The sequence below is a fragment of the Amycolatopsis sp. NPDC051102 genome (genome assembly GCF_040682815.1).
Taxonomy (GTDB): Bacteria; Actinomycetota; Actinomycetes; order Mycobacteriales; family Pseudonocardiaceae; genus Amycolatopsis.
Map to the genome: position 1 here is coordinate 277823 of NZ_JBFBBT010000007.1, position 23253 is coordinate 301075.

24 protein-coding genes are annotated in these 23253 nt (G+C 71.0%); 16 read left to right on the plus strand and 8 right to left on the minus strand.

Annotated features, from left to right (window positions below; translation table 11 throughout):
- Window positions 1-242 precede the first annotated feature (242 nt).
- Genes AB0M93_RS22210 through AB0M93_RS22225 form a run of 4 tightly spaced genes read left to right on the plus strand, consistent with a single transcriptional unit; the run spans window position 243 to window position 3784 of the window.
- Window positions 243-890, plus strand: coding sequence for an ABC transporter permease (locus AB0M93_RS22210; RefSeq protein WP_364276059.1), 648 nt, complete (start codon window positions 243-245; stop codon window positions 888-890).
- Window positions 883-2049 carry an ATP-binding cassette domain-containing protein gene (locus AB0M93_RS22215; RefSeq protein WP_364276060.1) on the plus strand — a complete coding sequence of 389 codons (1167 nt, stop codon included), beginning with the start codon at window positions 883-885 and terminating at the stop codon, window positions 2047-2049. Before AB0M93_RS22210 ends, AB0M93_RS22215 begins: the two co-directional genes overlap by 8 nt.
- On the plus strand, window positions 2046-2828 hold the full coding sequence (locus tag AB0M93_RS22220; RefSeq protein WP_364276061.1) for an ABC transporter permease: 783 nt from the start codon (window positions 2046-2048) through the stop codon (window positions 2826-2828). Before AB0M93_RS22215 ends, AB0M93_RS22220 begins: the two co-directional genes overlap by 4 nt.
- Entirely contained in the window at window positions 2825-3784 is a 960-nt protein-coding gene (locus AB0M93_RS22225; protein WP_364276062.1) for a glycine betaine ABC transporter substrate-binding protein, read from the plus strand. The genes AB0M93_RS22220 and AB0M93_RS22225 overlap by 4 nt, the downstream gene beginning before the upstream one ends.
- A 161-nt stretch (window positions 3785-3945) precedes the next feature.
- Here AB0M93_RS22225 and AB0M93_RS22230 read toward each other — a convergent pair whose 3' ends face one another.
- Window positions 3946-4407: a DUF6474 family protein gene (locus tag AB0M93_RS22230; protein WP_364276063.1), complete on the minus strand. Its 462-nt coding sequence runs from the start codon at window positions 4405-4407 to the stop codon at window positions 3946-3948.
- 90 nt (window positions 4408-4497) lie between these two features.
- Between AB0M93_RS22230 and AB0M93_RS22235 the strand changes: the two genes are divergently transcribed.
- From AB0M93_RS22235 to AB0M93_RS22245, 3 genes are all read left to right on the plus strand, one after another.
- Window positions 4498-6138: a TM0106 family RecB-like putative nuclease gene (locus AB0M93_RS22235; RefSeq protein WP_364276064.1), complete on the plus strand. Its 1641-nt coding sequence runs from the start codon at window positions 4498-4500 to the stop codon at window positions 6136-6138.
- An 81-nt stretch (window positions 6139-6219) separates the two neighbouring features.
- Entirely contained in the window at window positions 6220-6849 is a 630-nt protein-coding gene (locus AB0M93_RS22240; RefSeq protein ID WP_364276065.1) for a PadR family transcriptional regulator, read from the plus strand.
- A 133-nt stretch (window positions 6850-6982) separates the two neighbouring features.
- Window positions 6983-7636 carry a class I SAM-dependent methyltransferase gene (locus tag AB0M93_RS22245; RefSeq protein WP_364276066.1) on the plus strand — a complete coding sequence of 218 codons (654 nt, stop codon included), beginning with the start codon at window positions 6983-6985 and terminating at the stop codon, window positions 7634-7636.
- Window positions 7637-7680: 44 nt separating this feature from the next.
- Here AB0M93_RS22245 and AB0M93_RS22250 read toward each other — a convergent pair whose 3' ends face one another.
- Window positions 7681-8439, minus strand: coding sequence for an SDR family NAD(P)-dependent oxidoreductase (locus AB0M93_RS22250; RefSeq protein WP_364276067.1), 759 nt, complete (start codon window positions 8437-8439; stop codon window positions 7681-7683).
- A gap of 147 nt (window positions 8440-8586) precedes the next feature.
- Here AB0M93_RS22250 and AB0M93_RS22255 point away from each other — a divergent pair, with 147 nt between their 5' ends.
- From AB0M93_RS22255 to AB0M93_RS22265, 3 genes are all read left to right on the plus strand, one after another.
- Window positions 8587-9891 (plus strand): UDP-glucose/GDP-mannose dehydrogenase family protein, encoded by a 1305-nt coding sequence (locus AB0M93_RS22255; protein WP_364276068.1) that lies wholly within the window; start codon window positions 8587-8589, stop codon window positions 9889-9891.
- A 133-nt stretch (window positions 9892-10024) separates the two neighbouring features.
- Window positions 10025-10408 (plus strand): VOC family protein, encoded by a 384-nt coding sequence (locus tag AB0M93_RS22260; RefSeq protein ID WP_364276069.1) that lies wholly within the window; start codon window positions 10025-10027, stop codon window positions 10406-10408.
- A gap of 27 nt (window positions 10409-10435) precedes the next feature.
- Entirely contained in the window at window positions 10436-12202 is a 1767-nt protein-coding gene (locus tag AB0M93_RS22265) for a gamma-glutamyltransferase (RefSeq protein ID WP_364276070.1), read from the plus strand.
- Between the two features lie 77 nt (window positions 12203-12279).
- On the opposite strand, the gene AB0M93_RS22270 is transcribed toward AB0M93_RS22265, so the two are convergent.
- The 3 genes from AB0M93_RS22270 to AB0M93_RS22280 are packed head-to-tail and all read right to left on the minus strand — an operon-like array spanning window position 12280 to window position 14016.
- The gene (locus AB0M93_RS22270) at window positions 12280-13164 is read right to left on the minus strand and encodes a VOC family protein (RefSeq protein ID WP_364276071.1); all 885 of its coding nucleotides are present in this window, start codon (window positions 13162-13164) and stop codon (window positions 12280-12282) included.
- Window positions 13157-13681, minus strand: coding sequence for a sigma-70 family RNA polymerase sigma factor (locus AB0M93_RS22275; protein ID WP_364276072.1), 525 nt, complete (start codon window positions 13679-13681; stop codon window positions 13157-13159). The genes AB0M93_RS22270 and AB0M93_RS22275 overlap by 8 nt, the downstream gene beginning before the upstream one ends.
- Window positions 13678-14016, minus strand: coding sequence for a hypothetical protein (locus AB0M93_RS22280; protein WP_364276073.1), 339 nt, complete (start codon window positions 14014-14016; stop codon window positions 13678-13680). Before AB0M93_RS22280 ends, AB0M93_RS22275 begins: the two co-directional genes overlap by 4 nt.
- An 85-nt stretch (window positions 14017-14101) precedes the next feature.
- Between AB0M93_RS22280 and AB0M93_RS22285 the strand changes: the two genes are divergently transcribed.
- Window positions 14102-14566, plus strand: a complete 465-nt coding sequence (locus AB0M93_RS22285; RefSeq protein WP_364276074.1) for a Scr1 family TA system antitoxin-like transcriptional regulator — start codon at window positions 14102-14104, stop codon at window positions 14564-14566.
- Complete coding sequence (locus tag AB0M93_RS22290) at window positions 14553-14747, plus strand: DUF397 domain-containing protein (RefSeq protein ID WP_364276075.1); 195 nt, start codon at window positions 14553-14555, stop codon at window positions 14745-14747. Before AB0M93_RS22285 ends, AB0M93_RS22290 begins: the two co-directional genes overlap by 14 nt.
- Here the strand turns inward: AB0M93_RS22290 and AB0M93_RS22295 are convergent.
- Window positions 14713-16137, minus strand: a complete 1425-nt coding sequence (locus AB0M93_RS22295) for an MFS transporter (protein ID WP_364276076.1) — start codon at window positions 16135-16137, stop codon at window positions 14713-14715. The two genes, AB0M93_RS22290 and AB0M93_RS22295, sit on opposite strands and share 35 nt — an antisense overlap.
- A gap of 102 nt (window positions 16138-16239) precedes the next feature.
- Here AB0M93_RS22295 and AB0M93_RS22300 point away from each other — a divergent pair, with 102 nt between their 5' ends.
- From AB0M93_RS22300 to AB0M93_RS22310, 3 genes are all read left to right on the plus strand, one after another.
- Window positions 16240-17076, plus strand: a complete 837-nt coding sequence (locus tag AB0M93_RS22300) for a helix-turn-helix transcriptional regulator (RefSeq protein WP_364276077.1) — start codon at window positions 16240-16242, stop codon at window positions 17074-17076.
- A gap of 67 nt (window positions 17077-17143) precedes the next feature.
- Window positions 17144-18250 carry a sensor histidine kinase gene (locus AB0M93_RS22305; RefSeq protein WP_364276078.1) on the plus strand — a complete coding sequence of 369 codons (1107 nt, stop codon included), beginning with the start codon at window positions 17144-17146 and terminating at the stop codon, window positions 18248-18250.
- Window positions 18247-18915: a response regulator transcription factor gene (locus AB0M93_RS22310; protein ID WP_364276079.1), complete on the plus strand. Its 669-nt coding sequence runs from the start codon at window positions 18247-18249 to the stop codon at window positions 18913-18915. The genes AB0M93_RS22305 and AB0M93_RS22310 overlap by 4 nt, the downstream gene beginning before the upstream one ends.
- Window positions 18916-19078: 163 nt before the next feature.
- Here the strand turns inward: AB0M93_RS22310 and AB0M93_RS22315 are convergent, their stop codons facing one another.
- On the minus strand, window positions 19079-20320 hold the full coding sequence (locus tag AB0M93_RS22315; RefSeq protein WP_364276080.1) for a DUF1707 domain-containing protein: 1242 nt from the start codon (window positions 20318-20320) through the stop codon (window positions 19079-19081).
- A 143-nt stretch (window positions 20321-20463) separates the two neighbouring features.
- On the minus strand, window positions 20464-21780 hold the full coding sequence (locus AB0M93_RS22320) for a hypothetical protein (protein ID WP_364276081.1): 1317 nt from the start codon (window positions 21778-21780) through the stop codon (window positions 20464-20466).
- 64 nt (window positions 21781-21844) lie between these two features.
- Between AB0M93_RS22320 and AB0M93_RS22325 the strand changes: the two genes are divergently transcribed.
- Complete coding sequence (locus tag AB0M93_RS22325) at window positions 21845-23242, plus strand: class I SAM-dependent methyltransferase (protein ID WP_364276082.1); 1398 nt, start codon at window positions 21845-21847, stop codon at window positions 23240-23242.
- The last annotated feature ends 11 nt before the right edge of the window (window positions 23243-23253 follow it).

Below are 23253 nucleotides of genomic sequence, written 5' to 3' on the forward strand. Positions count from 1 at the left end.
TGCGGAGCAGCCTAAGGGACCTGTTCCGGCGTGAGCGTGTGATCCCGTGAGGTGAGCACACAAGAAGTTCACGGCCCGCACCGCGCCTGTGGTTCAGCCCAGTTGTTGCCGATCCCGGCGACCTGGGCCACGGTGGGCCGAAGCCGGGGTTTCGGCGGGTCGAGTCGTGGGTACTGAGCCGTCGGTCAGGAACTAGCCCATTCGGGTGAAGGCCGGCGCGAAGGGCGGGAGAGCGAACACGGATGAACCTCTTCGACTACATCTCCGACCGGGCGAGCAAGCTGTGGCTGGAGGCCTACCTGCACACCAGCATGGTGGTGCAGTGCACGGTCATCGCCGCGGTCCTCGGCGTGCTGATCGGGGTTGCGGTCTACCGCAGCCCGATCGGCTCGGCGGTGGCCACGGCCCTGGCTAGCACGATCCTGACGGTCCCGTCGTTCGCCCTCCTGGGCCTGCTGATCCCCTTATCAGGGCTCGGACCGGCGACCGCCGTGATCGCGCTGGTGCTCTACGGCCTGCTGCCGATCGTCCGGAACACCATCGTCGGGCTCGACGGCGTCGACCCGGCGATCACCGACGCCGCCCGCGGCATCGGGATGAGCCGCTTCGGCGTGCTCACCCGCGTCGAGCTGCGGCTGGCCTGGCCGGCGATCCTCACCGGCATGCGGGTGGCGACGCAGATGCTGATGGGCATCGCGGTGATCGCCGCCTACGCGAAGGGGCCGGGCTTCGGCGCCGAAGTCTTCTCCGGGCTCACGAACGCGGGGAGCACGAACTCCCTCAACCAAGCCGTCACCGGCACGGTCGGGGTGGTCGTCCTCGCCCTGCTGCTCGACGGCATCTACGTCCTGATCAAGCGCTTCACCGTCTCAAGGGGTGTCCGTGGCTGAGAACGAGGAAGTCTCCGGCGTCGAAATCGAGCTGGAGCACGCGACCAAGCGGTACCCCGGCACCCGGACCCCGGCGGTCGACGACTTCTCGATGGTCGTGCCGGCCGGCAAGATCGTCGTCTTCGTCGGGCCGTCCGGCTGCGGCAAGACGACCACCATGCGGATGATCAACCGGCTGATCGAGCCGACGTCCGGCCGGATCACCATCGGCGGCGAGGACGCGCTGAAGCTCGACGTCGACACGCTGCGCCGCCGGATCGGCTACGCCATCCAGCAGGCCGGGCTGTTCCCGCACTTCACCGTGGCGCAGAACATCGCCGTGGTGCCGGGCCTGCTCGGCTGGGACAAGAAGAAGGTCAACGACCGGGTCGAGGAGATGATGGACCTGGTCGGGCTCGATCCGGCCGACTTCCGCGACCGCTTCCCGCGGCAGCTGTCGGGCGGCCAGCAGCAGCGCGTCGGCGTCGCCCGGGCGCTGGCCGCGGACCCGCCGGTGCTGCTGATGGACGAGCCGTTCGGCGCGGTCGACCCGATCACCCGCGGCAACCTGCAGGACGAGCTGCTGCGGCTGCAAGGCGAGCTGCAGAAGACGATCGTGTTCGTCACGCACGACTTCGACGAAGCCGTGAAGCTGGGCGACAAGATCGCCGTGCTCGGCAACCAGTCGACGATCCTGCAGTACGACACCCCCGAAGCGATCCTGGCGAACCCGGCGGACGACACGGTCGCGGGGTTCGTGGGCGCGGGCGCGTCGCTGAAGCAGCTGACGCTGCTGCGCGTCCGGGACGTCGAACTCCAGCAGGACGCGCTGACCGTGACCGTCGACGAGTCGCCGGCGTCGGTGCGGGAGAAGCTCGACCAGTCGCGCCGGCACTTCGCGCTCGTGCTCGACGCCCGCCGCCGTCCGACGCGGTGGGTCCACGCGCGCGAGCTCACTTCGGCGACGTCGCTGGCCAACCTCGGCAAGCCGCTGCGCGACGTCGTCAGCCTGCAGTCGACGCTCCAGGACGCGCTCGAGGCGATGCTCGCCGAGGGCGGCTCGGTGCCGGTCACCGGCGCGCGCGGCGAGTACGCGGGCACCATCCAGCTGGACACGGTGATCGCGACCATCCAGCAGCTGCGTGACGAGCACACGAACGGCGAAGAGGTGTCCGCATGACGACGGCCGCCGTCGACACCGGCTTCAGCACCGAGTCCGGCTCGAAACGCGCGGAACGCGTCCGGCTGTTCGCCCAGCCCATCGTCGTGCTGGTGATCGTCGCGGTGACGCTGGTCGCGGTGTTCTCCAGCGGCCTGAACGCGACCGAGAAGGAGACGCTCAACGCGTCGACCCTGCTCACGGCGTTGTGGGACCACCTGCTGATGACGCTGGTGGTGACGGCGATCGTGGTGCTGGTCGCGGTACCGCTCGGGGTGATCGTGACACGGCCGTGGGCGCGCTTCCTGGCGCCGGTCTTCCTGGCCGTCGCGAACATCGGCCAGGCGGCGCCCGCGCTGGGCGTGCTGGTGCTGTGGTTCATCGTCACCGGCTCGACCGGCGGGATCTGGGTGGCGGCGCTGCCGCTGGCGTTCTACTCGCTGCTGCCGGTGCTGCGGAACACGATGGTCGGCATCCAGCAGGTCGACCCGGCCCTGATCGACGCGGGCCGCGGCATCGGGATGTCGGCGGCCGCGGTGCTGTGGCGGGTCGAGCTCCCGCTGGCCGTCCCGCTGATCCTGGCCGGCCTGCGCACGTCCCTGGTGCTGGCGGTCGGCACGGCGACGTTCGGCATGTTCGTCAACGCGGGCGGGTTCGGCCTGCTCATCGACACCGGCTACAAGCTGAACCTGACCTCGGTGCTGGTCACCGGCTCGGTGCTGGCCGTCGCGCTGGCGCTGCTGGTGGACTGGCTGGGCGCAGTCGCCGAACAGTACTTCGGACCGAAGGGGCTGCGATGAAACTCCGTCGTATGGCAGTCGTGGCGCTGCTGGGGGTGACGTTGTCGTCCTGCGGGCTGACGGTCAACCAGGCGGTCCCGTACGACATCAAGCCGGGCTCGATCCAGCCGATCCCGGCCCTGCAAGGGCTGAAGGTGACGGTGGGGTCGAAGGACTTCACCGAGAACATCATCCTGGCGTACATGGCCGAGATGGCCCTGACGGCCGCGGGCGCGGACGTCGTCGACCTCTCGGACATCAAGGGGTCGAACTCGTCGCGGCAGGCGCTGCTGTCCGGCCAGACGGACGTGACGTGGGAGTACACGGGCACGGGCTGGATCAACTACCAGGGCAACGAACTCCCGGTCCCGGGCGGCGAAAAGGCCCAGTACGAGGCAACGGCCAAGGCGGACGAAGAGAAGTTCGGCGTCACGTGGCTGAACTACTCGCCGCTGAACGACCAGTACGCGTTCGCGGTGACGGAGGCGTACGGCGCGGCCAACAACCTGAAGACGACGTCCGACTTGGCGGCGTTCATCAAGCAGAAGCCGGACCAGGCGGTGTTCTGCCTCGAGACGGAGTTCACCAGCCGCCAGGACGGCTTCCCGGCCGCGGTCAAGGCGTACGGCTTCCAGAAACCGACGGTGAAGAACTTCGGCATCGGCACGATCTATTCGGCGGTGGCGAGCGGAACCTGCCCGGTGGGCGAGGTCTTCACCACGGACGGCCGCATTTCGGGCCTGAACCTGCGGGTGCTGGAGGACGACAAGAAAGCGTTCCCCCAGTACAACGCGGTGGCCACGCTGCGCACGGAGTGGCTGAAGCAACACCCGGAGGTTCGCGGCCCGCTGGAGAAGGTCAGCGCGGCGATCGACAACGAGCAGATGGTCGAGCTGTGCAAGCGGGTCGACGTCGACGGCCAGGACGCGGGCAAGGTGGCCCACGACTGGATGGTCAAGAAGGGCTTCATCCAGTAGCCGAACCGGCCGGGAAGCGATCACGCTGCCCGGCCGGTTGTCAAATCAGCCATCCACAGGCCCGGAGTTGTCCACAGATTTCCGGCGCCCCGGTTTTTGGCCCCTACCGCCGATAGACTGGACCAGGGGACGCCCCCCGGGACAGGGCGGGGGCTGCCCTGTCAGAGGCCGAGGCGGTGCAACAGCTGCCCTTCGAGCAGTTCCAACTCCCCAGCCACCGCACGATGCACCGACTTCCGCCGCGCCGCCGGCATCCGCTCCGCCGCCCGGACCGAAGCCGACAACTGCTCCAAAGTCCCCAGCGCGCCCTTCGCGAACTCCCGGTCCACCTCGGACGCCTTCTCCGACTTCTGCAGGTCCCGGCAGCCCTCGGCCACCCCCGCGATCCGGGCGTGCAGGGCCGCGCCGCGGCCGGTGTACTCGCCCAGCCGGTCGACCGAAACCCCCAGCTTGCGCGCCTGGTAGCGGTCGTACGCGTCCCGGGCCGCGCCCGCCGCGCGCACCGCCAACGGCGCCACCACCGGAATCACCGCCGGGCCGAGCACCTTGGCCACCGCGACCGCGTTCTTCGCCCTCTTAGGGGTGAACCTGGCTTCACCCTCGACCTTGGCCTTGCGCGCCATGGCACCTCCTGCGACGTGTCGAGGTCGAACTTACTGGTCGCCTGGGTGGCGGGCATGTCGGCTCGGCGGTGGGAATCTAGAGTGATCTCCATGAACACCGAGGTGGTACTCGACGCGGGCGCGGTCAGCCGCTGCCGCCGGCGTGTGCACCTCGAGCACGACCCCGCCATGCGCGAGGTGCCGCTTTCGCCGCCCGACCCCACCGCGCAGCAGCGGATCGCCGACGCCACCGCCCACCGCGAGGACATCGTCGCCCGGCTGATGGCCGCCAACGACGACCACTGGGTGAAGGTCGGGCGGGACCTGCCGGCCGCCGAGCGCGTCGAGCAGACGCTGCAGGCCTTCGCCGACGGGGCGCGCTACATCTGGGGTGCGCTGCTGCCCGTCGACGCGGCCGGGCACCGGCGTGGCGGCATCGACCTGCTCGTCCGCAGCGGCCGCGGGTACGTGCCGGTGCTCGTCGTGCGCCACCGCATCACCGACCGCGGCGCCGGCGCGATCGTCACCGAGCTCACCGATCTCGACCCGGGGAACCGGAAGGCCGACGAAGGCCGCAAGGTCCGCTCACAGCCGCGTGACCAGCTCCGGCTCGTGCACATCCGCCGCATGCTGCAGACGCTCGGGCAGGCCGACGAGAGCCTCGCCCTCGGTGGCGTGATCGGCCTCGACGCCGACGTCGTCGTCTGGCACGACCTCGCCGCGGGCACCTGGCCGGGCGGCCGGACCGCGCTCACCGAGTACCAGGCCCGGTTCGCCGACCGCCTGGCCATCGCCACCGCCGCCGCGAACGGCGAGGAGCCGCTCGCCGAGCCGTCGCGCGTGCTGGAGTGCCGTCGCTGCCCGTGGTGGCCGACGTGCGAGGTCGTGCTCACCGAAACCCGGGACGTCAGCCTCGTCGTCCGCGGTGAGGACGCCGTCGAGCTGCGCCGGGCCGGCGTGTCCACTGTGGACAAGCTGGCCGCGCTCGACCCGGCGGGCGAACCGCCGGCGGTGAACTGGACGGGCGTCACGTTCCCGGACGCCGTCGTGCTCGCCCGCGCCTGGCTGGCCGACCTCACGCTGGTGCGCCGCGTGGAGGCGGTCGAGGTGCCGCGCGCCGACGTCGAGGTCGACGTCGACATGGAGAGCTTCGGCGACGCCGGCGCATACCTCTGGGGCTGCCTGCTGACCGGCGCTGACATCGGTGTCACCCAGGGCTACCGCGCCTTCGCGACGTGGGACCCGCTGCCCACCGACGACGAGGCCCGCTCCTTCGCCGAGTTCTGGGCCTGGCTCACCGACGTCCGCGAACGCACCGAAGCGGCCGGCCTGACCTTCCGCGCCTACTGCTACAACGCGCTGGCCGAGAACCGCTGGCTCTTCGGCTCGGTCGAGCGCTTCGGCGACCACCCGGGCGTGCCGACGAAGAAGGACGTCCAGTCCTTTGTGGATTCCGAGCAGTGGGTGGACCTCTTCCGCAGCGTCACCGACCAGTTCCTGTGCTCCCACGGCAAGGGCCTGAAGGTGATCGCGCCGGTGGCCGGGTTCTCCTGGCGCGACCCCGAGGCGGGCGGCGAGGCGTCGATGCGCTGGTACCGCGACGCCGTGGGCATGGACGGCGAGAAGCCGGACGACGACCAGCGCGAACGGCTCCTGCGCTACAACGAGGACGACGTCCTCGCGACGCGGGCGCTGCGCGAGTGGATCGACGCCCGGGCCCAGGCCGAAGTGCCGTACATGCTCGATCTCTGAGTAGTTCGTCGACTAAGACACTTGCCTGCTGACGCGTCCTGCGCAATACTCGTCTGCGAGTACTCGTAGGCGAGGAGTCCGATGAAGCGGCGCAAGGTCGGCAACATGCTCGGCCTGGCTGTGCTGTCGGCGGTCATGGACCGGCCCCGGCACCCGTACGAGATGGCGGCCGTGCTGAAGGAGCGCGGTAAGGAAGCCGACGTGCCGATCAAATGGGGTTCGCTCTACACCGTGGTCGCGAACCTCGAGAAGCACGGCTTCCTGGAGGCCGTCGAGAGCGTCAAGGACGGCGGGCGGCCCGAGCGGACCGTCTACCGGATCACCCCGGCCGGACGTGCGGAGTACGAGGACTGGGTCCGCGAGCTCGTCGGCACGGTCGAGCCGGAACCCCCGCGGTTCCGGTCCGGGCTGTCGATGATCGGGATCCTGGGGCCGGATCAGGCGATCGGCCGGCTGCGGGAGCGGCTCGAGCAGCTCGGCGAACGGGCCGCGAAGCAGCGGGCCGTGCTCGACCAGTTGCGGCCGCTGATGCCGCGGATGTTCATGATCGAGATCGAGTACGACATCGCGATGACGGAGGCCGAGGCGCGCTGGGTGCGCGGCTTCTTGGACGAACTGACCAGCGGCACCATGCCGGGCCTGGATGCCTGGCGGCGCTGGTACGAGACCGGCGAGCTCCCCGACGACCTCGGGGCGCTCGTGGAGGAATAGCACGGACCCCGGGAGGTGCTGGCACACCGCCCGGGGTCCTCGACCCCGAACCGAGCACGCCCGGCCACGAGGTGGCACCGCAAGGATAACCGGGTGCGCTCTTCGGTTCGGCTCAACCGAAGAGGAGAGATCCATGGAGACGACCCGCAAGCACAAAGTGCCCGAGATGGAGGGCTTCCAGGCCCGCTTGTACGCCAAGAACCGCGGCACCGAAGCACAGCTCGCGCAGTACCGGCGGCAGGCGGCCGAAGTGACCGCCGGGCTGGCCGACGGCGCCGAGATCCTGGAGGTGGCGCCCGGTCCCGGCTTCTTCGCCGTGGAGCTGGCCAAGCGCGGCTACCGCGTCACCGGGCTCGACATCAGCCACACCATGGTCGAGATCGCGCGGGAAAACCGGGCGGGGCTCGACATCGACTTCCGGCAGGGTGACGTGACGCAAGCGCCCTTCGCGGACGAATCGTTCGACTTCGTGGTCTGCCAGGCCGCGTTCAAGAACTTCCGCAAGCCGGTGACGGCGCTGAACGAAATGCACCGGGTGCTGCGCCCGGGCGGCTTCGCGGTGATCCACGACCTCAACCACGAGGCCACCCCCGCGGACATCGACCGCGAGGTCGCCGGCATGCACGTCGGCGTGGCCGCCGGGTTCACCGTGCGGCAGACGCTCAAGTGGCTGCGGCGGCGGGCGTTCACCCGCGAGCAGTTCGAGACGCTGGCCGCGGAAAGCGCGTTCGGCGGCTGCTCGGTCACCAGCGACGGCATCGGCCTCGAAGTCCGCCTCCCCCGCTGAGCGGCCAAGGCGGCACTTTCACGTGAAAGTGCCGCCTTCCGGGGTCAGCGCGGAGCCATCCGCAGCGAGCCGTCCATCCGGACGACCTCGCCGTTCAGGTAGTCGTGGTCGATGAGCGACAGCGCGAGCTGCGCGTACTCGTCCGGCCGCGCGAGGCGCTTCGGGAACGGGACGCCGGCCGCGAGCGACGCGCGGAAGTCGTCGCTGACCGTGGCCAGCATCGGGGTGTCGACGATGCCCGGCGCGATGGTCAGCACGCGGATGCCGTGCGAAGCCAGGTCGCGGGCCGCGGGGAGCGTCATGCCGACGACGCCGCCCTTCGACGACGAGTAGGCGACCTGCCCGATCTGGCCGTCGAACGCGGCGATGGACGCGGTGTTGATGATGACGCCGCGGGCGTCGTCCTCGAGGGGCTCGGTCTTGGCGATCGCCTCGGACGCGATGGTCAGCACGGTGAACGTGCCGACCAGGTTGATCTGGATGACCTTCGCGTACAGCGCGAGGTCGTGGCGGCCCTTCTTGGACAGGATCCGCGCGGACGGCCCGATGCCGGCGCAGTTCACCACGGTCCGCAGCGGCACCCCGGAGCCGGCCGCGGTCGCCACGGCGGCTTCGACCTGCTCGACGTCGGTGACGTCGGCCTCGACGTAGGTGATGCCGTCGACCTGCTCGGCCTTCTCGATCGAAGCCGCCAGGTCGAGCGCGAACACCCGCGCGCCCTTGGCCGCGAGGGCCTTCGCCGTCGCCCCGCCGAGGCCGGACGCGCCCCCCGTGACGAGCGCCGCGGTGCCGTTGATCTGCATGTGCCGTTCCCTTCGGACTACTGCGCTGGATCCGGGGACAGGTTAACGCTCGTTCGCATCGGTGCGGTTCGTGTCTTCGCTCACCGCTTCCGGGCCCGACTGTTTCCGTTAGCGCGGTGGTCACGTCCGGCTGTCACCTTCAGCAGCATGACGCCAGCTCGGATCGTGGTGGTAGGAACCGGATACGTCGGCTTGACCACGGGGGCCTGCCTGGCCAGTCTCGGGCATTTCGTCACCTGCGTGGACGTCGACCGCGCGAAGGTCTCGCGGCTGGCCGCGGGCCGCGTCGACATCCTCGAACCCGGGCTCGACGACCTGGTCAACCGCGGGCTCGCGGCCGGGCGCCTCCGGTTCGTCGTCGGTGCGCGGGACGCCGTCCGCGACGCGCAGGCGGTGTTCCTCTGCGTGCCGACGCCGATGGGCGCCGGCGGCTCCGCCGACCTGCGTGCGGTCGAGGCGGTGACGGCCGAGATCGGCGACGTCCTGCCCGCCGGCTGCGCCCTGGTCACCAAGTCCACCGTGCCGGTCGGCACGTCGAAGCGGATCCGGGAGATGGTCGGCCGGACCGACGTCCCGGTCGTGTCGAACCCCGAATTCCTGCGCGAAGGCACCGCGGTCGCGGACTTCCTCGGGCCGGACCGGATCGTCGTCGGCTCGGACGACCTCGCCGCCGCACGCTGGGTCGGCGAGCTGTACGCCGAACTCGACGCGCCGGTCGTCGTCGCCGACGCGGCGAGCGCCGAGCTGGTCAAGTACGCCGCGAACTGCTACCTCGCGCTGAAGCTCTCCTACGTCAACTCGATCGCCGAACTCTGCGAACGGCTCGGCGCGGACATCGACCTCGTCACCGAAGGCATGGGGTACGACCGGCGCATCGGGCGGACGTTCCTCAAGCCCGGCCCCGGCTGGGGCGGCTCGTGCCTGCCGAAGGACACCAGCGCGCTGGTCAAGGTGGCCGAGTCGGTGAACTACGACTTCACCATGCTGACCTCGGCCATCGACGAGAACATCGCCCAGCGCGACCGGATCGTCGCGAAGATCGCCGGCGCGGTCGGCGGGACGCTGGCCGGCGCCCGGATCGGCGTGCTGGGGCTGGCGTTCAAGGCCGGCACCAACGACCTGCGCGACTCGCCCGCGCTCGCCGTCTCGTCGGTGCTGGGCGCGTTGGGCGCGGAGCTGACCGCCTACGACCCGGCCGTCGACGGCGAAATCGCCGGGATGACCGTCGTCGACGACGCCTACCAGGTCGCCAAGGACGCGGACGTCGTCGTCGTGCTGACCGAGTGGGCCGAGTTCAAGCACCTCGACTGGGCGGCGATGGCCGAGCTGATGGACGGCATCGACGTCGTCGACACGCGCAACCTGCTCGACCCGCGGGTGATCGTGGATGCCGGGCTGTCCTGGCAGGGCGTCGGACGGCCGCGGGCGGCGGCGCGGATCAAGGTTTCCTGATCGTGCGTGGCCCGCTAGGGTGATCGGCACGGCATCGCGTGTCGGTCACCGGCTGGGTGAGGCATGGAGGTGGCGGGAGTGCCCCGGAGGCATTTCGACCGTGTCAGTATCCGTTTCCGTTGAATTGAACCACTTGATCGTCCCGTCCCGGAACAACCGGGAATCCGCCGAATTCCTGGCGAACCTGCTCAACCTCGAAGTCGGGGAAGAATGGGGTCCGTTCATCCCCGTCGAGACGCGCAACGGCGTCCGGCTGGACTTCGCGAGCGTCTCCGAAGAGGACCTTCGCCTGCAGCACTACTGCTTCCTGATCCCGGAGGACGACTTCGACGCCGTGTTCGCGCGGCTCGTCGAAACGGGCGTGACCTACCACGCCGACCCGATGGGAAAGCAGGTCGGCGAAATCAACCACAACCACGGCGGCCGTGGTGTCTATTTCCTCGATCCCGGCGGCAACGGGATGGAAATCATCACGCAGCCGTACGAGCCGGAACGGCGTCGTCCGGCGGCTTGGTAATTCGTTAGCGTTGCGTACCATCGGGGTATGTTCACGACGAGGCCGGAGCTGACCGGCACCTTCGGGATGGTGGCATCGACGCACTGGCTGGCTTCGGCCACCGGGATGGCGGTGCTGGAGGACGGCGGCAACGCGTTCGACGCGGCGGTCGCCGCCGGCTTCGTCCTGCAGGTCGCCGAGCCGCACCTGTGCGGCCCGGCGGGCCAGGTGCCCGGCCTCTTCGTGACGGCGGACGACCCGACCCCGCGGGCGCTGGCCGGCCAAGGCCCGTCGCCCGCGGGGGCCACCGCTGCGCACTTCGCGTCGCTCGGCCTGGACCTGATCCCGGGCAGCGGCCTGCTCCCGGCGACCGTCCCCGGCGCCTGGGACGCCTGGCTCCTGCTGCTTCGCGACTACGGCACAAAGACGCTTCGCGAGGTGCTGTCGTACGCGATCGGCTACGCGCGCAACGGCGTGCCGCTGGTGTCGCGGGTCGGCGACACGATCAGCGCCGTCGCCGGCTTGTTCATCGAGCACTGGCCGACGTCGGCGGCGCTCTGGATGCCGGACGGCAAGCCCGCGTCCGGCCTGCACCGCAACCCGGCGCTGGCCGACACGTGGGAGCGTCTCCTGCGCGAAGCGGAGTCCGTGCCGGGGCGGGAAGCGCAGCTCGACGCGGGACGTCGTGCCTGGTCACAGGGCTTCATCGCGGAAGAGATCGAGAAGTTCAGCCGCCAGGCGTTCCGCGACGACTCCGGCCGTGACCACGCGGGCCTGCTGACGGGCGACGACCTGGCGTCGTGGTCGGCGTCGTACGAGGACCCGGCGTTCGTCGACGCCGGCGACTGGCGCCTGGTGAAGCTGGGCGGCTGGACGCAGGGCCCGGCGCTGCTGCAGCAGGCGCTCCTGCTGCACGGCTTCCGCGACGAGCTGTCCTATGTGGACGGCGTGCCATCGGAGCGCACGGTGCACCTGGCCACCGAAGCGGCGAAGCTGGCCTTCGCGGACCGCGAGGCTTGGTACGGCGACACCGACGTGCCCCTGGACGTGCTGCTTTCGGCGTCCTACACCGACGCCCGGCGCGCACTGATCACCGACACGGCGTCCGAACTGCTCCGCCCCGGCGACGCCCGCGGCCCGGCACGTCTCCCGGCGATCCTGGATTCGCTGCAGGGCATCGAGGCGGCCGGCGGCGCAACGGGCGAGCCGACGGTCGGCCCCCAGGGCCAGACCCGCGGCGACACGGTCCACCTGGACGTCGTCGACGCGGCGGGCAACCTGGTGTCCCTGACGCCGTCGGGCGGCTGGCTGCAGTCGAGCCCGACGATCCCCTCGCTCGGCTTCTGCCTGGATTCGCGCGGCCAGATGTTCTGGCTGGAGCAGGGCCTGCCGAACTCCCTGGCCCCGCGCAAGCGTCCCCGGATCACGCTGTCGCCGTCACTGGCCCTGCGCGACGGCGTCCCGACGCTGGCCTTCGGCACCCCGGGCGGCGACCAGCAGGACCAGTGGCAGCTGTGCTTCTGGCTGGCCCACGTGTACGGCGGCCTGAACCTCCAGGAGTCGATCGACGCCCCGGCCTGGCACACGACGGCGTTCCCGAGCTCCTTCTACCCGCGCTCGTGGACCCCGCGCGAGCTGGTGGTGGAGTCGCGCCTGGGAGAGTCCACATTGGACGCACTACGGGCGCGCGGCCACTCCCTGATCGACGCCGGCGACTGGGCCCTGGGCCGCCTATCAGCGGTCTCCCGCACGGACGGCCTGCTGCGCGCGGCGGCGAACGCACGCGGAATGCAGGGGTACGCGGCAGGCCGTTAGAGCGGCAGCGAGGCCCAGCCCCCGCCCTCGGCGAGCAAGGTGCGACCCAGACAGGCCGCTCAGGGCTCAGTGATGACTCACGACCCGGGCTTCTCCCACAGCCAGAACTCGATGCCCTGGTTGTCGGTGCAGTCGGCGGTGTTCCCGTACGGGTGGTTCTCGACCTCGCCCGCCCGACCCCCCTGCTCCCGCACCCGCGCCAACGCCGCGTCGAGGTTGTCGACCGCGTACATCAGCTTCCAACCCACCTGCCGGTCCCCGGCCCACAACCCGCCCTCGAGACCCGGGCCCGAGAACCCCCACGCGTCCGCCGTCGACCCCGGTGTGAACTGCCAGCCCAGCACCGCCCCGTAAAACTGCTTCGCCGGCTCGGCCTCCGGGACCTGGAACGTGAAGTACATCGCCTCGCCGTGACGGGCCGGGCGGGGGCCCGCCGCCGGGGATGCCGCCTGGGAAACCAGCCAGCGCTGGCCGAACGGGTCGCGGAACGCTCCGCCCCGCCCGTACGGCGAGTCGCTCACCGCGCGGATCAGCGTGGCGCCCAGCTCCAGTGCGCGGGCCACCGAAGCGTCCACGTCCGGCACCTCCACCCGCACCGACGCGCCCCCTTCGCGCGGGGCCACGTGGCCGATCTCCGGGTGCTCCTCGGCCAGCATCAGCACCGCGTCGCCGATGGCCAGCTCCGCGTGGCCGACGCGGCCGTCGTCCATCAGGATCGGGTCGCCCCGGCGGGTCGCGCCGAACACCTCGATGTAGAAGTCGAGGGCCGCGCGGGCGTCGGACACCGCCAGGTAGGGCGTCAGTGAACTCAACGAGGCAGCAACCGGTGCCTCGGAAGTGGTTGTCATATCGGCTCCGTTCAAGATCAAGCGACGCAGGTCGTCGCGCAGTTCGGCGGCGAAGTCCGGGTCGGGGGCGACCCGTTCGGAGGGGCGGCGAAGCGCGTCGAAAGGCTCAGGCATCGCGACCCTCCTTTTCCTCGTAGGCGCGCCGGAACGCGGCGCGGGCCCGGACGAGCAACGCCTCGGTGGCGTGCACGCTGCGGCCCAGGTGGCCGGCGACCTCGGGAACCCCGAGGCCGTCGACGTACCGCAGGGTCAGCGCGGCCCGGTGGTGCGGCCCGAGTGAGCCGAGCACCTGTCTCGCCCGCAGGGCGTCGAGCTGCTCGTCCCACGGGTCGTCGACAGCCGGTTCGCTGTCGTGGACGAGCCGCAGGCCGCGTTCCTCACGCTCTTTGCGCCGCCAGTGGTCGGCGAGCTTGTGCCGGGCGACGCCGATCAGCCACCCGGTGCTCACTGGAGGTGCGTACTCCTTGCGACAGGCGGCAACCGCCCCGAGGAAGGTCTCGGACGTGAGCTCCTCGGCGAGCGTGCGGTCACCACACCGGGACAGCAGGTACCCGTAGACCTCCGGCAGCGCGGTTTCGTACAGCCCGAGCAGCGCGAAGGCCGGGTCCGGTCGCACCCGAGGTTCCGTCACACCTTCATCGTCGCTTGGCACCCCGGTTCTCCGACGGGTGAACTTCCGGTTTTTTCCGGCGGCCAGTCCACCCGGACGGTGACCACGTGCTCGCAGCGCCCGGGAAACAGCCGGTAGATGTCGACCACGAACGTCCCCGGCCGTGCTCGCCGCCGGAACAGGAAGTCGCACGCGCACTCGGTGCCGTACCGGACGGTCCAGTCCCGGTACCGATCACGGCGGTGCTCCATGACGAACCCCATGTCGTCGACGAGCTCGGTGTACTCGTGCACCCACGCGCCCGGCGCGACCTCGCGCCGGTACTCCAGCCGGTGGGGATAGCCCTCGCTGCCCATGACCAGCAGGTTCGCGCCGCGAATCAGCGCGACGGAGCCCGAAAGCGGGAATCCCAGATCGGGGCGCCCGCTTTACGATTCGTGGTTGACCGACAACGAGGGGTACACCATGGAGCGGCCGACCAAGCCGAACTACCGGCGACGGCAGCTCGGCCGCACCCTGCGCAAGTTACGCGAAGCAGCCGGGCTCAGCCAAGAGGACGCCGGCCGCCCGCTGCGGTTCTCGACGTCGAAGATGAGCCGGATCGAGCAGGGGTACATCCCCGGCTACAACGACTTCCTCGCGCTGCTCGACCGCTACGGGGCGGTGAGGTCGCATGATGGCCTGCACGGCAATTTCCTCATCGCGAGTTTCCCCGACCCCTCGGAACCGGACCTGGCCTACGTCTCCTACGGCTTCGGGGCGCTGCAGGTGGAGAAGGACGCGGAGGTGCGCGCCGCCAGACTGATGTTCGACAACCTGGCCCGTCTGCCGCTGGACCAAAAGGAGTCGCACACGTTCATCGCCGAGATTCAAGACGGACCGAGAGGCGACCGTGGACTGGCGTAAGAGCAGCTACAGCGGGGGGACCAGCAACTCGGACTGCGTCGAGGTCGCCTTCACCGGATCCACCATCGCCACCCGCGACTCGAAAGCCCCCACGGCCGGGGCACTCGAGGTGCCGCCGGCCGCGTGGTCCGCCTTCCTCTCCGCCGTCACACCCGCGGGTCCGGCAGCCGCCGCCCGGTGATCGCGACGATCGCCGCCAGGACCGCCACCAAGCCGATCACCAGCGCAAACGCCTCCCGGCTTCCCATCGAGCCCGACAACGCCGCGTAGAGGCTCCCCAGCGTCGCCACCCCCAGCGCCAGCGACGTCTGCTGGGTCGTCGTCATCACGCCCGACCCCACCCCGGCCAAGTCCGTCGGCACGTGGGACAGCACGATCCGGAACAACGTCGTCATCGCGAGCGCGTTCCCCACGCCGATCGCGACCATCGACGGCGCCAGGTCGAGGATCGTCACGTGCGGCCACGTCGACAGCGTCGTGCACAGCAGCGCCACCATGCCCACCGCCGTGATCGCGCCGCCCACCGGGACCACCTTCTGGCCGTACCGCGTCACCAGCCGGCTGCTCAGCATCGACACCGTGAAGTACGCGACCGCCAGCGGCGTCAGCGCGCCACCCGCGCCCAGCGGGCCGAAGTGCAGGCCTTCCTGCAGCGTCATCGCGAACACGAACATGAACGAGCCGAACGCCGCGAAGAACGGGACACCGACCATCAGCCCGCGGCGCACGCTCGGCAGGCGCATCACCGACGGCGGAAGCAACGGCGTTCCGCCGAGGCGCTCCAGGCGCCGTTCGACGTGGACGAACGCGGCCGCGGAAAACGGCGACACGACCAGCAACGCGATCGTCCACACCGGCCAGCCCAGCGCGCGGCCCTCCATCAGGGGGACCAGCAACGACAGCAGCGTCAACGCCAGCAGCGCTGTGCCCAGCCGGTCGACGCCCAGCGGGTTGTGCGCGCGGCTCTCCGGCAGGCGGCGGGCCAGCACCAGCACGACCAGGCCGATCGGGACGTTCACCAGGAAGATCGGCCGCCAGCCCGTGCCCCACAGGTCCGCCGCCACCAGGCCGCCGCCGAGGAGCTGGCCGACCACCGTCGAGATGCCGCCGGTCGCTCCGAACAGGCCGAGCGCGCGGGAGCGCTGCTCGCCCGACGTCGTCGCCTGGATGATCGACAGCACCTGCGGCAGCAGCAGGGCCGACGCCGCCCCCTGCGCGGCGCGGGCCACCACCAGCGTGCCCGCCGTCGGGGCGATCCCGCAGGCCAGGGACGTCAGCGTGAACAGCCAGAGGCCTGCGAAGAACAGCCGCCGCCTGCCGAACGAGTCGCCGAGGCGGCCACCGACCACCAGCAGGACCGCGTACGCGATGCCGTACGCCGCCACCACCAGTTCCAGGGTGGCGGTGGACGCGTGGAGGTCGGCGTCGATCGTCGGGAGAGCGACGTTGACGATGAAGAAGTCGATGATCGGCAGTGCTGCCCCCAGCAGCACCGTGACCAGGCCGGCGGGGGTCAGTCCCGGCCGGGCGGGGGCGCCGGTGGTACTCGGCGCAAGGGAGGTCGTGGTCATGAGTACTACGATCAACCCACTTCGAAACTGGTACCAGTTGTTGTTTATCCAGGTATCGGTCACTACCTGGTACCAGTTTCGAAGGCGTGCCATCCTGGCACCATGACCACCGCCGTCGAATCCGACCTGCGCCGCCAGGAGCTGGCGAGGTTCCTGCGCAGCCGTCGTGAGCGGATCACGCCCGAGCAGGTCGGCCTCCCGATCGCCGGCCGCCGCCGGACGCCGGGGCTGCGCCGCGAAGAGGTCGCGCAGCTCGCCGGGGTCGGGGTCACCTGGTACACCTGGCTCGAGCAGGGCCGCGACATCAACGCGTCCGAACAGGTGCTGCAGGCGATCGCCCGCACCCTGCGGCTCGACCCGCACGAGCACGGCCACCTCTTCCGCCTGGCCGGCGCGCCCGAGCCGGAAGGCGAGAAGGACTGCCGCCAGGTCATCACGCCGGCGATGGAGCTCATGCTGAAGAAGCTGGAGCCGTACCCGGTCGCGATCCGCAACGCCCGCTGCGACCTGCTCGGCTACAACCGGGGCTACACCTGGCTGATGGGTGACGTCGGCGCGCTCCCGTTCGAGGACCGGAACACCCTGGTCCAGTGCCTGCTCAACCCCGAGTGGCGCAGGCGGATGCTCGACTGGGAGCAGAACATCCCGCGGGTCATCGCGTCGTTCCGCGCGGCGATGGCCGATCACGTCGCCGAGCCCGCGTGGAAGCAGCTGGTGAAGCGGCTGAAGGCCGAGTCGCCGCTGTTCGCCGAACTGTGGCCGCACCACGACGTCAACTCGGAGCCGATCCGCACCAAGCGGTACCTGCACCCGGACGTCGGGCTGCTGCAGTTCAACTTCACCTACCTCTACTACGGCCGCCGGTCGGAGATCACCATGTCGACCTACACCCCGGCCGACGAGGAAACGGCGGCGAAGCTGCCGCTCATGTTCGACTGACGACGTACGCCGGCAGGCCGCTCCGGTACGGACGCGCCGCGGCCCGGCGACCGGTAGTTTTCGCGGTATGAGAAGGCCGCCGTGGGCAGGACGCTTGGCGCGCACCATCGCCGTTCTGGTCTTCGTGCTCGGGGCGACCAGTGCGTCGTCGCGGTGGCAGCCCGGCGCGTCGCCGCTGCCGCCGATCGGTTTCGCGTGGCTCGCCGCCACCGTCCTCACGCTGCTGTTCGTCCACCGCTTCCCGCTGACGCTCTTCCTGCTCGCGGCCGCCTCCGCGTTCGGCTACTACGTCTCCGGCCTGCCCGGTGGGCCGGTCATCCTGGTACCGACCATCGCGTTGTTCGTGCTGACCCGGCAGCGCGGGCCGCTCACCGCGGGCATCACCGGTGCCTCGGCGCTCGCCGCCGCCTACGTCGTGCACGTCGTCACGACCAGGTCTTTCGCGGTGGAAACCGGAGTCGCGTTCATCGTCGTCTGGCTGGTCGCGGTGATCGGGGTCGGCACCGCCGTCCGGTACCAGCTGGACGCGCTCGCGGCGCGCCGTGCCCAAGCCGACGAGCACCGGCACCGGCTGGCCGAGCAGGAACGCCTGCGCATCGCCCGCGAGGTCCACGACGTCGTCGCGCACAGCCTCGCGATGATCAACGTGCAGGCCGGGGTCGCCGCGCACGTCGCCGACCGGCGGCCCGAACAGGCGAAGGAAGCGCTGCTCAACATCAAGGCGGCCAGCGCGTCCGCGCTCAACGACCTGCGCGCGACCCTGGCCGTCCTGCGTTCCGGGGAGGACAAGGCGCCCGCGCCGAGCCTCGCCCAGGCCGGCGAGCTGCTGGACCACGCCCGCGACGCCGGGCTGGCGGTCGACGTCCACGGCGACCCCGGCGACCTCCCGGCCCCGGTCGACGCCGCCGCCTACCGGATCCTGCAGGAGTCGCTGACCAACGTCGTCCGGCACGCCGACCAGCCGAAACACGTCGACGTCCGGTTCGAACGCCGGGCCGGCGCCCTCGCGATGAAGGTGCGCGACGACGGCCGCGGCACCGCACAGCCGACGCCGGGCCACGGCCTGCGGGGCATGTCCGAACGCGCCGCGGCGCTCGGCGGCCGGTGCACCGCCGGGCCGGTCGACGGCGGTTTCGAAGTCCGCGTCGAGCTACCGATCGAGGGAGAAGCATGATCCGCGTCCTGCTGGCCGACGACCAGGTCCTGGTCCGCGCCGGGTTCCGCGTGCTGCTGGAAACCGAAGACGGCTTCGAGGTCGTCGGCGAGGCGGGGGACGGCGAGCAGGCGGTCGCCGGGGCGATCGAGCACCGGCCCGACATCGTCGTGATGGACGTCCGGATGCCCGGCGTCGACGGCCTCGAAGCGACCCGCCGGATCACCGCCCACCCCGACCTGGCCGGGACAAGGGTGCTGGTCCTGACCACGTTCGACGTCGACGAGTACGTCTACGAAGCCCTGCGCGCGGGTGCCAGCGGGTTCCTGCTGAAGGACACCGAGCCGGTCGAGCTGCTGCGCGCGCTGCGGGTCGTCGCGAACGGGGAGGCACTGCTCGCGCCGACGGTCACCCGACGGCTGATCCAGGAGTTCGTCGGGCGCCCGGAGCACCGGCGCATCGACACCAGCGCCGTCCGCGAGATCACCGACCGCGAGCGCGAGGTGCTCGGACTGGTCGCGGGCGGGCTGTCGAACGACGAAATCGCCGCCCACCTGGTGATCTCGACGGCGACGGCACGCACCCACGTCAGCCGCATCATGACGAAGATCGGCGCCCGCGACCGCGCCCAGCTGGTGGTGCTGGCTTACGAGTCCGGGCTCGTCACACCGCGTCGCCCCGCCTGACCCGGCGCACCACGCGGACCGCGCGCACCAGGAACACCACGGCGAGGACACCGACCAGGCAGATCCAGATCACGGCGCCTCCTCTCCCGGCCGATGCTCTGCTCATAGGGCGTCCGGGAGAGGGACGACGTTCAGTGACACGCGTCAACGTCACCCGTACGGGTCAGTTGTTCGTGCGCTCCGTCGGCGGCGCCTTCTGGACCTGGGCGGTCAGCAGCGTCTTGAACGAGCTGAGCGTCGCGTCCTTCGACGGGCCGAACGAGTCGATGATGATGACCCGGCTGTACAGCACGTAGACCGCGCGGTACACCTGCTGGTTGCTGTCCGCCGCCGAGAACACCTGGACCCCGTGGAGAGACAGGTTGCGGTTGACGGTCAGGCCGCCCTCCTGCTCGGCGTTGCCGTACTCGGCGGCCACCGCGGCGGCGGCCTGCGTGTTCGGCAGCTCCAGCGCGAACAGGCCCAGCGTGACGTCGCCGTCCTTGGTCGTCTTGAGCAGGCCCTCGGTCATGCCGCTCTGCTTGAGCTTCTCGATGACCGTGGTCGGCAGGTACTTGGCCGACTGCAGCTTGTCCATGTCGAACTCGCCGCCGCCGGCGCGGGTGGTGCCGGCCGGGGTGACCAGCGCCGCCGAGTTGTCGCCCGGCTCCGGCTTGGCCGCGGGCGGCTCCGGGAGCGGCTTGACGGTCGGCGCGGGCGGCGGCTGCGGGCTCGAGCTCTGGGCCACCGGCGGCGTCGACCCGCCGCCGTCCTTGATGAACAGCGCCCAGACGCCGAAGCCGAGGCCGGCCACCACGAGCACCGCGACCACGGCGAAGGCGATCTTCTTGCCCTTGCCCGACGACGGCTGCGTCTGGAAGCTCTCCGGGCCCTGGCTGATCCAGTCCGCGTTGTTCGACGGCGGCGCCAGCGGCGGGAACTCCGAACCACCCCACGGCGGGCTGACGTCCTGCTGCGGCGCGCCCCACGGGGTCTGCTGCATCGGCTGGGCGAACCCGCCGGCCGGGGAGTGCTGGGCGTACGGGGGCGGCGGCTGCTGCATCATCGGCTGCGGGAACCCGCCCGACGGCGAGTTCGGGTGCTGCTGTTGCTGCCACTGCGGGACGACCTGGGTCCGCTCGCCGCCACCGGCGTCGGCCGCCGACACGACCTGCGTCGCCTCGGCCGCGTTGGCCTGCTGGTCCGGCTGCCCCGGCGGGGACACCGGCGCGATGATCTGCGTGTCGGCGGCGGTGCTCGGCACCTGCGGCTGCGCGGGCTGGGCCGGGGCCTGGGCCTGGTTCGGGTCGCCGGTCGAGACGGCCATGGAAAGCACCCGGTCACGTCGCGCCCGGTATTCGTCGGCTGTCAGGTTTCCCGCCGCGAGTTCCTCGTCAAGCCTGCGCAGCTCTTCCTGCCAGGTCACCCCGGTACCCCCTTGGGTATATCGCCTTATGGGTGCTGCTCACGCGGAGCGTGGCCGCACGGAGTCATTGTGCACGGGTGTGCTGACCTGTTCGTCGCCCACCACCCCGTCGTTACCTCCGCGTGGCGGACACTCGCCGCGGGTCAGCGGGGGTGCGCGGCCAGCACCCGGCCCAGCTGGTCGATGGTCTGGTCGCGCAGCAGCGCCGACGATCCGCCGATCACGCTGCGCTCCACCAGCTCGAAGGTGACGATGTCGCGGTCGGCGAACAGGCTCGTCATGTCCTGCGCGGTGCTCTGCGCGACCGTCTCGGCGTGCACGATCGTGACGTCCTGGCAGGTCGCGGCCAGGAACGGGCTGGCGAACTGGGTGAACGAGTCGGCCACGACCGCCATGTTCCGGGCGATCGAGCCGGTGGGCGTGGCGCCGTCCGGCTGGGTCAGGTGCAGCGGGCTCTTGAAGTCGCTGGCGATGTACCGCGTGCGGTCGGCGCTGCCGTCGGTGGACAGGCTGTACGTCGTCAGCTGCCGCTGTTCGTTGCGGCCCAGCACCCGGGCCAGGTCCGCCGGCCACGGCCGGACGCCGTTCGGCGCGGCCTGCCAGCCGGCGGTGCTGCCGGGCGCGATCGCCGCGCCCAGCGCGTAGGTCATGACCAGACCGCCGTCGAACGACCAGTGCGTGTCGTTGCGGTCGTACAGCGGGTGGCCGACGCGCTTTTCGGCGTCGGCGAGCGCGGGTCGCAGGTCGATCGCGCCGGTCTCGCGCGGCACGCGGTTCCAGAACTCGGCGGTCCGCGCCTGCGCGCACGGCTTGCCGACGTAGGTGTCGGGCAGGTGGGTGGGCTCTTCGCTGTACTTGTCCGGCGCGATGACCAGCTCGAACTTCCGCCCGGACTTCTCGACGGCGGCGCGCAGCTTCCGGAGCGCGCCGACGACGTGGTCGGTGTCCATCACCGGACGGCACCGCGCGTTGACGTCCTCGCCGAGGTACAGCCAGTTGTCCTTGCCCGGCAGCACGGTGGGGTAGACGTACCCGGGGACGTCGCCGTTGTCGGGTTTTCCCTGGTCGACGCCCACCGTGCCGCCGTTGTGGTTCGTGCCCTGGCCGGAGCCGGGCGGGTCGCCGAACACGCCGGTGCTGACGGCGTCGGCGGCCTGGACCCCGGCCTGCCGCAGCGGCAGGTGGTCGGTCGCCCAGCCGGACAGGCCGGTGAAGAAGCCCCAGCCGTCGGACAGGCTCGGGAACTCCCGCAGCGGCCGGTTTTCGAAGGCGGCGGGGTGCACGCCGACCGCCGAAAGGAACAGCGGCGTCACGAAGAAGAAGGCCGCGCAGGCTAGCGCGGTCCGCTGGCGCTTGCTGTGCCGCGGCCGGTAGAGGTTGTGCTCTTTGGGGAGGAACGACTCCGGCGTCCTCGGCAGGCCCGCATCGGCAGGCAACTGCGGCGGAGGACGGAACGACACAGCCGTATCCTAGCGCCGGGCCGGTGCCGAGCGGCTCGAACGGGTGAACGCGAGGGGACGGGCGATGCGAGGGCCGGGTTACGACCAGCGGCTGGCCAGGGAGCGCGAGACCTTCGCCGGCCAGGAGGAGATCCACGGCAACCTGCCGCCGTCGGCGCACCGGTGGTCGAACCGGCACGTGCTCCCGAAGCTCGAGGGGCTCGGCGTCCCGGGCTTCGACGAGCTGATCGTCGGGCAGATCGCCGAACGCGCGCGGCGGCTTTCCCGCGACGCCGTGGTGCTGTCGCTGGGCAGCGGCAACGGCGACCAGGAGCTGGGCTGGCTGCGCGGCCTGGCCGCCGAAGGTCTGGACAACGTCCGGCTGCGGCTGCTCGAGCTGAACCCCGAGATGCAGGCCCGCGCCGAGGCGTCGGCCCGCGAGCAGGGCGTGGCCGGCCGCGTCGAGCTGATCACCGCCGACTTCAACACCTGGCGCGCCGACGCCGGGCACGACGTCGTCGTCGGGTTCCAGGCGCTGCACCACGTCCTTGATCTGGAACACCTCTACGGCCAGATCAAGGAGAGCCTCGCTGCCGACGGCGTCCTGGTGGTCCACGACATGATCGGCCGCAACGGGCACCGCCGCTGGCCCGAGGCGCACGAGGTCGTCGACCGGATCTGGGCGACGCTGCCGCCGGAACTGCGCCGCAACGCGCTGACCGGGCAGATCGACGAGCAGTTCGTCGACGTCGACTGCGCCGCGGACGGCTTCGAGGGCATCCGGGCGCAGGACGTCCTGCCGGTGCTCCTCGACTTCCTGCACCCGAGCCTGTTCCTGCCCTACGGCAACGTGATCGACCCGTTCGTCGACCGCATCTACGGCCACAACTTCGACATGGCCGACCCCGCGCACGTCGCCCTGATCGACGAAATCGGCGTGCTCGACGACAGCCTGCTCGACCTCGGGCTCGTCACCGGGACGCACCTGACCGCGCTCTTCCACCCCACGCCGCAGCCGCTGCGCGTGTACGGCAACCGGACGCCGGAGCGGTCGGTGCGCGACACCCGGGTCGTCGACCCCGCGGGCCGCGTCTCGTTCCGGCCCGGCGGGAACACCGGCGAACGGCTGGTGCGTGGCGCCGGGATCGTGACCGGCCGGATGAACGGCGTCGCCCACGACGACTGGGCCGCGCCCTCGGTCGAATTCCCGGTGCTCACGACCGCGCCCGTCGAGGCGTTCGAGCTGAAGACGTACCTGCCGGACGACGCCACCGAGCACGGCAGCGTCACCGTGTCCGTCGACGGCGTCCCGGTCGCGAAGGCCGACGTCGGGCCGGGGCTGACCGAGCAGGTGCTGCCGGTCCGGCTCGACGCGCACCGGCAGGTGCGGCTGTCGTTCGACGCGGACTGGTCGGTGACGGCCGGTGGCGACCGGCGCACGCTGGCGTACGTCCTGGTCGGGCTGGGGCTGCTGGAAAGGTGAGATCGGCCGGA